We start from the raw sequence: 14,537 nt of genomic DNA on the forward strand, positions 1-14,537 counted from the left end.
AGAGGAAATGAGAAAAATCCGTGCAAGCGAATATAAGAACGGAAAAGAAGAGGGAATTATAGAAACCTGTAAAGATTTAGGTCTGAGCTTTGAGCAGACTGTCGAAAAACTGAAACTTCGGTTTAATATCAGCGAACAGGAGGCCCGTGAAAAGGTACGGCGCCTTTGGGACTGATACTCCGTATCTAACGGCAGAGTACATAATTATTTTCCATAAACCGTCAAAATCACTTCCCATTAAAACTTCAAAAGGCAGTGTGACCCATGTTCGGATCACGCTGCCTTTTAATTCAGACAATCTTATTCGCATCCCCTAAATACTATTCTTCCGCCCTCCAGTCAGGGCTGTGCTCAAAATTATAATTCGTAGGAATCGTCAGCATATGATTATGCATCGTATTATAATAAATAAGTTCGATTTTGTTCTCTCCTTCTGTTATATACTCCGTCAAATCACATTCATAGGGTTCCGCAACCAGACTGTGCGTTTTTCTCCCATTCACGCTCACCTGTACCGCACAGCCGGACTCATGAATCTGCAGCCGTATTTTTCTTCCTTTATGAAGTTCAAACGTTCTTGACAGCCGGATACCTCCGGAGTAGAACTTCAGGCCCTCTTTTTCCCAATGCAGAGGAAGCTGCATTTTACCTTTTCCCAATACGAATTTTACCGGTTCAAGAACTGCATTACAGCCATAATACCCTCTCTCCTGGCAAATCTGAAACCTAATCTTGGCCGCCCTTTCCAAAGGCCTTGCCAGCCAATAAATCCCATCTTTTTTTAGCACCTCTTCCTTCCCGGCAAAGAGCTTTGTCTCACCAACCGTAACCAATCGGATCCCCCGGGTCCCGGCAGGCGCCGTGATACAATACCAGCCTGTTTTTCCAGCCCAATCCGGATGAGGATCAAAAGGAACCAAATCAGTATTCTGATACCATTTTGTAACAAGAGGCTGCCGCTGTATAAATGCATGCTCCTTAAGAAGGACAAAATATGTTCTGCCGCTTCCAGGGTATTTAAGTAATACAAAATTATTCCCTGCCTTTAGCCGGACCTTGTCTCCCGATATCCTGACATGATTTACCCATACCCCGTCAGGCCGCATTTCACCGGTTTCCATGTCCGCTGTCATATCCTCCTTTGCATAAAAAATCATAAACACATAGCAGGTTCCCGTTCCTTCATAAATACTATCCGACCCTGCCTTAAGCAGTCTTTTCTCTCCCAGCGTTATAAAGGCATCGGACAGCTTTCCTTTCAGTCCATGGTAGCTTCCCTGATAGCCGGCATCACCTCTGACCCCATATTTCAAGGATACAACACCAGGAATAAAATATTCAGAGGGAGTTTCCATTTGGATAAAAGCTTCTTCTTTTTCCGTATTACCATAACTCACCCAATAGTACTCTCCGTAAGTAAGCCACTCCGAGGACCAGGATGTTTTATCTTTGCTTTCCCTTTCAATCTCTTCTTCCATATGAAAGGCGGCCTCTCTTGCCTCAGGGCCGATAAATTCTTCCGCTGCGGGCAGTCTGTAATCTCCGAAACGGTTATCCATGGTAGGAAGTATCTCGCTTTCCCACTCTCCGCTGATATCTAAAACATCTGCCTTGCCATCGCGGTACACCGGAAGCCGCAGAGTCTCCTCTGCATCTGCTTCAAAAGCAAGAATTACTGGTTCCTTTTCCGTAAAAGGCAGTTTCATTATGGTAAAGCCATCCTCCGTATTATAATCGCAGAATTCCGCCCTCCGCCTTTCTCCTGACCAGGGATTCATAAAAACAGGGATCCCCTCCGTCCGGAAGCGGCATACTGTCCCTTTTTTAATTCCATACAAATAATATAAATCTCTGCCTTCTATGATTCTGTGGTGGAAAAACATATCTGCATTTTCCGCGGAAAAGTCAGGATTTCCCTGTCTCTTTATATACTCCAGTGCCTCCTGCGTTTGCAAAAAGCGCTTTCCTTCTTTTTCAAGAATGCTGCACAGGCGGTTGAGTTCTTCATCCTTCCGGCCTGCGTGATCGCTTCCTTCCGGCAATCTCCCCAGGATAAGCACCTGGCCCCCGCCTTCTGCAAACTCAGCCAGCGCCTGCAGCATTCCAAATCTTACATTTGCCATATCAGGGAGCACGAGATACCTGTATTCTTCACCGGCGACGCACAGCTTTCCATTTTTAGTCTCTGCCCGCTCAACACTTTCAAAGTCTATAAAATCAAAATCTATTCCTCCGCGGTAAAGTGTACGTCCCATTTCGAAAGCTGCTGCGACCGCCTGCTTTCCCTGTTCTTCATCAGCCTCCACGGCGGCAACAGGATAAATCACAGCCGCATCACATCTGTGGACACCCTGGGAAAGCACATAGCTCAGACGCCTGGTACACTCCAGCAGAGTTCCCATCTGGGACCAGTAAGGCATATGGTAATGATTACAGGGCGGCGCCCATTCCCACATGCTTCCATGTGTTGAATAATAAAGACCATGCAGCGAAAGCAGGTTATGTCCCAATCCAAAATTCCGGAACACGGCATCTGCCACATCTGCGCCGGAGGTCTGCCACCCGCTGGAATAAAACCCCTCCAGCCATACTCTCGGCCGTTGATACAGATGCGCAATGGAACTGGAAACCTTGCTTTTAATAATATTGGATGCCAGGTGCGGCTGATCATTTCCCGGTCCCTGATTCCATTTCATTGTCCTGAAATAGTCTCCGAACTCCGTAACATCCTGTCCCCGTCCACCATGATCACACCCGAAGGTCATCTCCCTGCTTTCATGCCACTCATAAACAGGCCTGAAATATTCCTCTTCGCTCAGCTGCACGATAACATCATAATAATCCAGACGGATTTTCGGAGTTTCTTCCCCGGTATCTCTAAAAAGAGCTTCCCACTTTTCTGTAATATCATAACCCTTTCTTTTCAGAAATTCCTCTTTAAAATCATCCGACCACAGATTTCCCCTGATATTAAAATTTAATTCGTCAGAAAAGAAATAATTGATATGTTTTCCGCATTCTCCCGGGAAATGTCTCTCGAAGGCTCCGTAAAACTCATCCGCTACCGCTTTTCCAATTCCTTTCGCCATGGGATTTGCTGAAAACGGAACCTTTACAATATGTACCGCACCATCCTTCCATTCCAGCTTTTGGCCGATAAATTCAGGATGTTTATCCAGCACAGCATCCATGTAGCTTCCCTGCCCCGGCGCTCCCAGAGTATAATCGCTCAGGCTGATGGACATATCATATTTTTTACATTCCTCCAGCAGCCATCCAAGCAGCTCCCACCATTCATCAGAAAACGGCCTGGGATCGGAATCCATAGTCAGCCCATATTGCTGTCCGCCCTTATCTGAATGGCAGTAATTCAGCTGCAGCCCGGCGATTCCTTTCTCTTTCAGCTGTTCCAGAATCCAATGAAGCTTTTCTTTCGTAATTTTATCCCCATGCCACCAGAAAAAAGAAACCTCACCGTATTTCTGAGGCGGATTATAAAATGCCTTCAGTATCATGGGCATCCCCCTAAAAGCCATATAGTATTACATTTTTTACGACTTCTTCCTTTGCATTTATCCGCACAAACCTGACCTGCCTGCCTATTTTCGTAGCGCCCGCTTCGTAACCCTTTATTTCCAGATTCAGCCAGCCGTTTTTTACGCTATCGTCATAAACACATTCCCAATCCCTGCCGTCAGACGATATCTCTGCCTGCAGCGTTCCTTCCTTGGTGAATATTCTCAGCGCCGTAACCTTTCGTTCCTTTTCCAGATCAAAAAACGCCGCATTCTCTGCTTTGTCCAGAATTTCTCCATAGATTGAGCTCTCCTTCCGGAATTCGTCGATTTCTTCCCAGACCTCCAGCCCTTCTTGGGATACCGCGATTTTTTGTTTCATTTCTATGCGAATAATCATATCCACACAGTCTTCTTCCAAACATATATTTTTTAAGATCAGATTTTCACCGTCCTGTACCATATCCGGCTGCTGCCCTGTAACGCATGCAATCTCCTTTATTTCCATCCCCTCCAGAGGGAACGCAAGTTCTTCCTGGGCAGGGCAATTTAATATATGCAGGTATACTGTATTGTTCTTATATGTACTTCCTCCATAGTATCCTGGATTCCACGGGCCGCTTCTGGTTCCGTAGACTGAATCGCCGTACACCTTCAGCCAATCCCCCATACGCCGTATATAATCTGTCTCTTCCGGCGCAATTTTTCCGTTCGGCATTGAACCAATACTCAGCAGATAATTTCCGTCTCCGCATACGGAGGAAATAAACTGCTGCATTATCTCTTTCCAGGGCTTCAGCCCCGTACCCGTCCATGCCCACTCCTTTCCCATCGGCATACAGGTTTCCCATGCCCTGTTTCGCTGAACAAATCCTACCCGACCTTCCGGCGTATCAAAATCCCCCGGCAGACTCGTTCTGTTATTGATGATAATGTGAGGCTGACAGTCCCGCACCTTTCGTTCCAGCTTCAGCGCATCCCACATAGGTTCCAGGAACATCCCACCAAACCAGCAGGCATCCCACCATAATATATCAATCTTACCGTATTTGTTCATCAGTTCCAACACTGTATTATGCAGATATTTTATATATTCCGGATGCCTGGCTCCATATCGCCAAGCTTTTCCCTCTTTCATTTTGAAAAAAGGGATTTCATCGCAGCGTTCTGCTGCCTGAGTATCCACCGGCTCATAGTCCTCATGATGCCAGTCACGCTGTGAATAGTAAAGTCCTACCGGCATATTTTTTGCATGACACGCATCAATTAATTCTTTCAGATAGTCCCTTCCCATGGGTGCATTTGTTATCTTATATTCGGAATACTGTGTATCCCACATATGGAAACCATCGTGGTGTTTTGTAATGATTACCACGTATCGGAATCCGCCTCGAACAGCCAGATCTATCCATTCCTCTGCGTTAAATTCTTCCATTTTCAATTGTTTTGCCCAGCTGTCATATTCCTCATCAGGCACAAACCCCTCTCCCGGATCCGGCAGCTTATGTGTATGGCGGGACCATCCGATATCCACTCCGCCTACTGAAGAAATACCCACATGGAAAAACAGTCCCAGTTTAGCATCCTTGAACCACTTTAGTTTTTCTTCTCCTGCAAAAGGGTATGCTTCCCATTCCTCCTGTGTGAACTCCTGAAATAAATGTGCCTGATTACAGCCTTTTTGGCTGTTTTTTACTATTGACCAAGTCATTGCCAACCTCCATCGGAATGCGGCCCATTTCAGCCTGCATCCTGTTATTTTTTTGCTGTCCCAAAGCAGGCGCCGGCCGAATTTCCACACCGGCGCCCGCTTTATCGACCACAGCTTATTCCTTATCCTGTTTACTTATAGGCCTCATCATATGCCTTCTGATTCAATGCAATATACTCTTTATATTGCAATTTATCCAAGCCTGCCAGATAGCTGTCCCAATCCTTATCTACATCCTTTGCTCCTGTAATAAACTCTATAAAGGAAGCTTTTACGTAATCATCAATGGCGGTCTTCATGCTAGCTATCTGAGTTGCATCCTCTACACTCAGGAAGAAGGGAGGAATATAGTCCGCATCCGCCGCATAAGGCACCAATTTATCCGTACACTGCTGAAGTCTTGCTTCATAGTTTGAAGGATCTGCAATATCTCCCGTTACCTGAAAGGTCTTTTTCCAGTTAGGCTCTATCAAACGCATTGTCCAGTGCCATTTGATATCTTCTGCCGCTGTGGCATTCTGCGTTTTCATTCCAAGATATTTGCGGATAGCAGGCGTAACCCCATCCATGCCGAAAGTTCCCTCATCGGCATCATCCCACTGTTGTCCTTTGATCCCTACCTGAGAACGGATTACCCAGTCATCACCGCAGAACATGTCCGCAAATTTTATGGCAGCTTCCGGATGCTTGCATTTATCCGTTATAACGAATGCAGCCCCCTGTACTACCGCTTCTGTCTGTACAGGAATACCCCGATATCCGTCAGGTCCTTCCAGCGGAAGTAAATTGTCATACTCTCTGGAACGTTCTATATCACTGATATCCACAAACATTCCGATATGCCCGCATGCCGCCGTACCACAGATAACTTCTTCTTTCGTACCGATTGCTGACAACTGCGATTCATCCTGTGTCAACGCCGCCGGATCAATAAGTCCATCCGCATACAGGCCCGCAATATATTTCAAGCCTTCTTTAATTCCGTCCGTTCCTGCCGTCCCTGTTATCTCACCATTTTTCAGTTTAAGATATCCGTTGGAAGGGTCAAAATAATCAAATGCATTCAGCAAATAGGGATATACTTCTGCAGCCCATGTGCCAATGGCCCCTGAAAAAGGAATCTCATCATTCGGATCTCCGTTTCCATTCGCATCCTGTTCCTTAAAGGCTTCCAATACTGCACGGAACTCTTCCGTTGTTTCCGGCACTTCCATTCCTACATTCTCCAGCCATTTGTTATTCATCCACACCTTATAATTTACAGCCCCATGTCCAAGGCCGCCGGAATCCAGGCTTGGAATCCCATAGATATTTCCATCCGGTGTTGTCATCATATCCTTAAACTGAGGATTCTCTTCCCACCTGGCTTTCAGATTTACGCAATTCTCCTCAATCAGATCATTCAGCGGAATCAAAATATTCTCACCTGTTCCATACTTTACCAAATCCGCATTTGTGAAAAAACTTCCGATAATAATTTCCGGATAATCACCGCTGGCAAGCAGCATGTTCAATTTATCCTTCGCCCCCTCCTGCGGCGCAACAATAAAATCAAAATTAATATTTGTTTTTTCTGAGATCTCTTTAAAAATAGAATGCTTTGTAATATCCACAACACCAGGCTCCTGGCCTACAAAAACACGTAGCGTTACAGGTTCCTTGCTGATAGGAAATTCGCCCGGTTTTGAAATCCCGTTTTCATCAAAAATCCCATCATACGTTTTTTCTGCCGCCGCACTCTCGCCGGCTGTTTCCGCTTTTTCCCCCTGACTTACCGTGTCAGCGCTGCATGCCGCAAGTGAAAACACCATTGCCGCACTCAATGCCAATGACATAACTTTTTTCCAACCCATAATTGTTCCTCCTTAAATTTTATTAAATCAAGCTTTCGCTTTTGATTTCATCCTTTCACGGAACCAACCATTGCGCCTTTGATAAAATACTTCTGTAAAAATGGATAGGTAACCATCAGCGGCACACTGGAAATAATTATCAGCGAATATTTCAATAGCTCCGACAGATATTGTTTATTCATCATATCCAAAGCATCCGTATTCATCTGGGTTATATCAACCTGATTATTCAAAAGAATATTTCTCAGTACCAGCTGCAAAGGAAATTTATCACTTTCATTTAAATACAGCAGAGCGCTGTAATAGGAATTCCAATGAGACAGCGCAAAATTAAGTGCAAGAACGGCCAGAATAGGTTTGGCCAACGGCAGCACAACTTTCGTAAGATACTGCATATAATCTCCTCCGTCCAGACTTGTAGCTTCAAACAGTTCTTCCGGTATGGACGACTGGATAAAAGTTCTTCCCACAACAGCCAGCCACACGTTAAATGCTCCGGGCAGGACAATAGACCATACTGTATTGAGCATATGCAGCTGCTTCAGCAGAAGGTAGGTAGGTATGGTTCCCCCGCCGAAAAACATGGTTATGGCAAAAACAGTCGTAAGCGCTCCTCTTAATGGAAATTCCTTCCGGGATAATACAAAAGCACCTATAAAAGTAACCGAAGTGCCGATCAAAGTTCCCAAAACAGTATAAAGTATTGTATTTCCATATCCGCTCCACACTCTTTCATCTCCCAGGACTGCCTTGTAACCCTGCAGCCCGGGATTCACCGGCCACAGAAATACCCGGCCTGCCACAAGATCCTGCGGCGACGAAAAAGAACAACTGACGACATAGACCAGCGGATAAATAACTACCAATACAAACAAAGCCAGAAACAGATATACAGCAGCAAGAAATATCCTGTCAGCGGGACTTTTCTTCATAATATTTTTATTATTCATTGATTCTTCCCTCCTAAAACAGGCTCGTATCGCTTACTTTACGCGCAAACCCATTCACCAGCAGAAGCACGACACAATTAATTACCGAATTAAACAATCCGACAGCCGTAGAAAAGCTGAACTGCGCCTGTTCTATCCCCACTTTATATACATAAGTGGATATAATCTCCGAAGCAGCATAATTCACAGGATTCTGCATTAAAAATACCTTTTCAAATCCGATGCTCAGTATATTTCCGGTATTCAATATTAATGTGATAATGATTGTCGGCATAATACACGGTAAATCTATATTCAGCACCTTCTGCCATCTGTTTGCACCGTCCATGGCTGCCGCTTCGTAAAGTGAAGTATCCACCGCGGACAGTGCCGCTATGTATAATACGGAATTAAATCCTGCGCTCTGCCAAATACCGGAAAAAATATAGGCCGGGCGGAAAAAAGCTTTGCTTCCCATAAAATCAATGGATTCCAGACCAAATAAATGAAGGAAAGAATTTACTACCCCGTATCTGAAAGAAAAAACCTGTGTCATGATACTTACTACCACCACTGTTGATATAAAGTAGGGTGCAAAGGTAAAGGTCTGCAATGTCTTTTTTACTTTTTCATTTCCCAATTCATTGAATGCAAGAGCTAAGATAATAGGAACCGGAAATCCAATAATTAATGATTCCAGGCTCAGCACAATCGTATTTTTCAGGATTTGAGGAAAAATCGGAGTACTGAACAGTTGTCTGAAATATTTCAGCCCTGCCCACGGACTGCGCAGCACCCCTTTTCGGATACTGTAATCCTTAAAAGCCATCAGCAGCCCACCCATAGGAAGGTAGTTGAATATAATGACAAATATCAGTGGTACTAATGCCAGGAAATATAATTGTATCATTCCTTTTTTCAAAAACTTTGTTTTATACGGGCTATTTCTTTTCTGCAATCGTCTTATTGTATTTCCCATATTTTGCCTCCTTTCGATGAGTTCATCATAATATCGAACTATCTTTTTATCAAGAAGCGTTTTTGTGCATTCTGTTTATTTATTTACCCATTTCATTTTTTTCTGCACACTTTTTTATATATACATCCTTTTTTTATACTCATAATCAAAATAAAGCCTAACTATTGCACTATTTTTTCTTTTTATAAAATTATATTTTGTTCTTATTTTCATCTTGCAATTTCAAAAGCTTAAGCAGTTTTAATCGCTGCGCATTGCCATGAGTTTTTTGAATAGTCAGCTGGTCATGGCTGATACGAATTTTGTATTATCTCAGATGAAGTTTCCATAGAATGCTGTAAGAAGCTTTTTTGTATATATTGTTTAATATTTGTTCTATTTATTTCTTATTCTATATTTTTTGCACATTTATCAGCTGGATTCCCGCTTTCGGGGATTGAATTGTTCTATCAAATAATTTATACTTCTAATAAGCAAAAATTTCTGATAGGGGGAGGAAATCAATATTGCAAAAAAGTAAAAACAAAGAAATCTATATGCGTTTTCTGCTCAGCGCACTTCCGATACTGGTTATACCTGTCATGCTCCTTTTCGGAGCTTATTTCCGAAATCAAACCTTATATAAACAGGAAATTTATAATAAAAATCTGTCCATCCTGGAAAACAGCGCAAGAATGGTGGAAAGTATGCTGGCTTCTGTGGAAAGCATTATTAACTACCTTAATGAAAGTTCTTCCGTCAATAAGTTTTTTAATTTTTATTCATTAAATGAAGACGGTAAAAATACCAATGAGGTTCTTCTTCTTCAAAAGGATATTTGTTCCCTTGCTGCCGCCAATGATACGATTGAAGGCATTCAAATCTTTTCAAAGAAAAACGATATGCTGCTGGATTCTTCCAGCATTGTAATCAATTTGAACAGATATTATGATTATTTATTTTCTATAAAGGATATGTCCTTTGATGAATGGCATGAAAATCTGCTCATGAAACAGCACAACTGGAATTCCCGTTTTCAGTCACTTGAAATCAGGTATGGCGGGAGTTCTGCCAAAGTGCTTCTCTCCAGCAGTGATATTCCCATGAATTCTGGGAGCTACAGCACCGGCAGCGTCTTTATCATGTTGGATCAGAATAAACTTTTTCAATATTTTGATCGTCTTGAATACCGCCAGGACGGCTTTGTATATATTCAGGATGAAAACGGCAATCTTCTGTGCGAAGATAATCCCACAGGGAATCCTGATATTTACCTTTCATCAGAAGAGCTGGTTGGGGGAAGCGGCTTTCTTACCAGAAATATTGCGGGCCGCCAGCTTTTCCTTACCTATTATAAGGATAAAAATGGCTGGATTTATGTATCTGCAATTCCCAAGGATCTGGCTGTCGGCCCCGTCCACGACAACTGGATGTATTTTTTAACTATGCTGTGTTTTGCTTTGGGAATCGGCGCTGTACTCATTTATTACTTTACAACAAGGCTTTCCGCCCCTCTGACAAAAATAGGGAATATACTCTGTTCCGGCAACGGAACCATCTCCTATCACGAATTCGATGAAGCCATTGAAACATTGATAAAAAAGAATGAACAGATGCAGATTGAACTTGAAAAGCAGATCCCCGCGCTGAAAACATCCATTTTCCATACGCTTGTAACCGGCGGCTACCGTACACGGGAAGAAATAACCGATAATCTGAATAAACTGCAAATTGATCCCCGGTCGTCCCTTTACTTAATTATCATTGTTTCACTGAATGATTTAAACATGGAGAGCCAGCTGGAAAATATAGCTGCGCAGAAAATTTTTCTTAAGGATATTATTGGAAAATCCTTCTTCACTACCCATATATATGATCTTGACTTTGAACGGATTGGTATCCTGCTGACCTCTGACATACACGAAAAACAGGAGGCAAAAAAAGAATGCGAACAAAAGCTTTTCCTTATCAAGGAAAAGGTGGAAGGACAAAGCGGCATCAGCATTTCTTTTCATGGGGAGGTTGTAAATGACATTGCCAAACTTCCTTCCGGCTTTAAACATGTCAGAACTTCAATTGAAAATGAATGCGAATCCTTCGGCAGGATCATTCAGTGGTATGATGAAAAAAATTATGTAAAAAATATCCGTCAGCAAGAAACTTATGATATCAACCAGAGAATCCGTATGCACATTGAGGAAAATTATGCCGACCCTCAGCTTTCTCTGTCATCCGTTGCAGATTGTTTCGGTATTTCCGAAGTCTATCTCTCCCGTCTGTTTAAACAGGCTTTTGAGCAGAATTTTTCCAAATATGTGGAAGAATTGCGGATGCAGAAGGCAAAAGAATTGATGGATAGCGGAGATTATACCGTTTCCAAAACAGCCGAAACCGTTGGCTATAATTCCCCGCAAACCTTCCGAAGAGCTTATAAACGTGTTTATGGATGCACTCCCAGAGAGCACTGAATGTTGCTCCGCAAACATATTATTTTTTCTTTCTTCAAAAAATTTCAGGGCAGAACCGAGATTCCCCGGTTCTGCCCAGCTTTTATACCATTATGTATTCCCGCGCTTTTCTGCCACTTATTTCCCGGCCAGCTTCAAAGCCAGGCAGTTCGTATATTCCGTAGGCAGCTTCTCCGGAAGCTTTACGGTCAGCACGCCGAAGCTCTGCACAAACTCCACTTCTCCGGCTCCCAGCAGCCGTACGCTCTCAACTTTTTCCTCCGGGCATAAGGATTTGATGACCGCCGCCCTGTTATCCGGCGCCTGCATCATGAAGGCATACACCGTATCGTCCTTCCTGGTAAAACGGAAATCTGAAGAATTCCACTCCGCTCTTTCCTCACGGAAACCGTCAATCACCACGCGGGTGTCTCCTTCGCCAAATACGCGGAAAGGTCTTGTTCCATACACACCCTCTGCACATACTGCGAACCATTTTGCCAGCTCCTCCAGAAGGAAACGCGCCTCCTCATCGATGGTTCCGTCCGGACGCTGGAGAATATTCAAAAGCATAACGCCGTTCTTTGAAATGATATCCACAAGCATTTCAATAATCTGCGCAGGCCTTTTATAGACCTGTTTTGCATCATAGAACCAGTTTCCGATACAGGTATCCGTCTGCCACGGGTAAGGCTGTACGCCGGGCAGCTGGCTCTTCTCAATATCCAACGTTCCCACACGGTATACGTCGGGCGTTCTGTTTTTCTGGGTGTATATTGCCTGGTTTTCACCATTCCTTGCAATGGAGTCATTATACAGATAAGCCACTGCTTCCAGTCCCGGAGCATAGCCCTCTTCTTCGAAAGGCAGGCCGCTGTCCGAGTAAAGAAGCGCGGGATGGAATTTATCCACCAGTTCTTTCATGGTATCCAGCCAATATTTCTGGAATTTCCGGTTCCCGGTCAGCCACTGGGCCATTTCTCCGGTATTCCCGGGCTGGATATGTTCCTGGTTTGCATGGTAAAAATCCTGATACTCCGGATCGTTACCGTCATAAGGAACTCCTTTATAAGGGCCGTAGCTGTCAGAGCATTTATTTACATACCACCAGGAAAAGGAAGCCCCCAGATGCTCCGTCAGTCCGAAGGGCATCTGATATTTATCAGCCGCCGCCTTCCACAGGGAGCAGATATCCTTTCCCGGCCCGATATTGACGGAGTTAAAGCGATTAACCTGTGATTCATAATTGAAAAAATTATCATGGTGCATGGCCTGGGCCACAAAATACCTGGCGCCCGCCCGATGATACAGCTCCATCAGGCCCTCCGGATCAAAGTTCTCCGCTTTCCAGAGTTTACAGATATCCTTGTATCCGAATTTGGACGGATGTCCGTAATGTCTGACATGATAATTATACTGCGGGCTCCCCTGGATATACATGTTTCTTGCATACCAGTCACCGCACATCGGCACGCTCTGCGGCCCCCAATGACTCCAGATACCGAATTTGGCATCCTGAAACCATTTCGGACATTCATGCGCCCTCAACGACTCAAATGTGGGCTGAAAATTTTCTGACATAATTAATCCTCCTCCTTGTTTTGCGGAGCAAAATGCAATTTCTTTAGAAATTTGCCCTCTGACGAGCAGAGGATTTTCCTCCTTGTTTTTCAGAGGTATCTGTTTCGGAAAAGCCCTTTTCCCCTCCGAACCCCTCTCCCTCTGTATGTCTGTAATTATACCGTTGTGCGCTATAATTTATTAGACAGGAAGATGACTATTTCAGTTACAAAATGTCGCAGTGTCGCAGTTTTTTGGCAGCATGCCGCACACATCCATCCTCCGAATCCCCTTTGCGGTTTTTCTTCGGATTTTGCCCTAAACCACTTTCCGGATCTCTTTGCAAAGCATCCTGGCTGCCGTAGGATTATTCATGATATACAGGCGGAGTTCTATGCTGTTTCTCCTGCTGTGCTGCTGTTTTCCAGTGTTTTTCCGGCGGACGCTTTCGCTCCTGTCCCCTTTGTAAAAAGAAGGGCTACCGGAATCGCCGCAAAAGCGCCGGACAGCTTGGCGGCGAGCAGGGCCGGCAGCATTCCCGGCGCTTCGCTCACCGTAAAGCCCAAATGGGCCGCCAGCATGGAGGCGGCGCTCACCAGGAAGGCCACATTGACTACCTTTCCTCTTTTATCCATATGTTTCAGCATCGTGATCGCCGGTATGGCGCTGACTATACCTACCAGAAAACCTGCCACGCTGATGCTGTTCATGCCGCATTTTTTACCCAGCCACAGGAGCGGCTGCTTCAGAAGCCTGGTCAAAAGCTCCGCCATGGGAAGGCTTCCCAGCATTACGATGCCGATGGAGGCAACGACGGCCAGGGCATCCTCCAGAGGGGCCATGCCAGGTATGATGACAAGGCCCGTAAGGGAGGTCACCGCCGCAATCACCAGACCAAGGGTAATAAGAATCTGAATCCCTGAGGCAAATATGGTGAAGCCCTTTATCATGGCGGCGGGCGCTTTTTTCAGTCCCAGCAGAAGGAGCAGGGAAAACACGAGCACAGGCAGGTTCTGATGGACAATCTCCAACAATGACAGGCCGCACACAAGGCCTCCCGCAACAAGGGAGACGGGCATAACCATCAGTCCGATCATGATTCCCTGCGCAAACAGCGGTTTGTCCTCTTTTTCCACAATTCCCATCCCCACCGGTATGGTAAACACAACGGTACAGCCAAAAACAGCGGCGATAACAATCCCCGCATACTGCCCCATCAGTGGATTTTGGGCCAAACTGCAGGCCAGCTGATAGCCGCCCATATCAATTGCCAGCAGGCCGCCAAACATAGCCGGGTCAACGCCCAGCAGGCCGAAGGCCGGTATGATGAGCCTGCCAAGCGTCTTCGCCAATACAGGCGCCAGGCAGATCATACCGGCCATGGAAAGGGCCGTCGGCCCCAAAAAGAAAAAACCTTCCTCAAATTTCTTTCCGTAGCCCTTCGGGCTTCCGAAAATCCTGTCAATACCGCCGAGCACCACGCCCGCAGCCATGATCCACAGGATTACCTGGTTCATTGTGTTTCCTCCTCACTATGTACCTGTAATATACGCAGCTGTCCTTC

The 14,537-nt window shown here is 44.9% G+C and carries 8 protein-coding genes; 1 reads left to right on the forward strand and 7 read right to left on the reverse strand.

What is annotated here, in order from left to right:
- Positions 1-320: 320 nt before the first annotated feature.
- The 5 genes from HMPREF1548_RS14565 to HMPREF1548_RS14585 form a co-directional block, all read right to left on the reverse strand.
- Entirely contained in the window at positions 321-3,515 is a 3,195-nt protein-coding gene (locus HMPREF1548_RS14565) for a glycosyl hydrolase (protein WP_035322247.1), read from the reverse strand.
- A gap of 10 nt (positions 3,516-3,525) precedes the next feature.
- Positions 3,526-5,226 carry an alpha-L-fucosidase gene (locus HMPREF1548_RS14570; protein WP_035322249.1) on the reverse strand — a complete coding sequence of 567 codons (1,701 nt, stop codon included), beginning with the start codon at positions 5,224-5,226 and terminating at the stop codon, positions 3,526-3,528.
- A 131-nt stretch (positions 5,227-5,357) separates the two neighbouring features.
- Entirely contained in the window at positions 5,358-7,079 is a 1,722-nt protein-coding gene (locus tag HMPREF1548_RS14575) for an extracellular solute-binding protein (RefSeq protein ID WP_021637011.1), read from the reverse strand.
- Between the two features lie 47 nt (positions 7,080-7,126).
- Positions 7,127-8,029, reverse strand: a complete 903-nt coding sequence (locus HMPREF1548_RS14580; RefSeq protein WP_021637012.1) for a carbohydrate ABC transporter permease — start codon at positions 8,027-8,029, stop codon at positions 7,127-7,129.
- Positions 8,030-8,042: 13 nt separating this feature from the next.
- Entirely contained in the window at positions 8,043-8,987 is a 945-nt protein-coding gene (locus tag HMPREF1548_RS14585; protein WP_021637013.1) for an ABC transporter permease, read from the reverse strand.
- A 506-nt stretch (positions 8,988-9,493) separates the two neighbouring features.
- On the opposite strand from HMPREF1548_RS14585, the gene HMPREF1548_RS14590 reads away from it, so the two are divergent.
- Entirely contained in the window at positions 9,494-11,434 is a 1,941-nt protein-coding gene (locus tag HMPREF1548_RS14590) for an AraC family transcriptional regulator (RefSeq protein WP_035322251.1), read from the forward strand.
- A gap of 117 nt (positions 11,435-11,551) precedes the next feature.
- Here the strand turns inward: HMPREF1548_RS14590 and HMPREF1548_RS14595 are convergent, their stop codons facing one another.
- Both HMPREF1548_RS14595 and HMPREF1548_RS14600 read right to left on the reverse strand, forming a co-directional pair.
- Positions 11,552-12,994, reverse strand: a complete 1,443-nt coding sequence (locus tag HMPREF1548_RS14595; protein ID WP_021637016.1) for an alpha-L-fucosidase — start codon at positions 12,992-12,994, stop codon at positions 11,552-11,554.
- Between the two features lie 371 nt (positions 12,995-13,365).
- Positions 13,366-14,490, reverse strand: a complete 1,125-nt coding sequence (locus tag HMPREF1548_RS14600) for an ethanolamine utilization protein EutH (RefSeq protein WP_021637018.1) — start codon at positions 14,488-14,490, stop codon at positions 13,366-13,368.
- Positions 14,491-14,537 lie beyond the last annotated feature (47 nt).

The sequence above is a fragment of the Clostridium sp. KLE 1755 genome (assembly GCF_000466465.2).
In the GTDB taxonomy this organism is placed as follows: domain Bacteria; phylum Bacillota; class Clostridia; order Lachnospirales; family Lachnospiraceae; genus Eisenbergiella; species Eisenbergiella porci.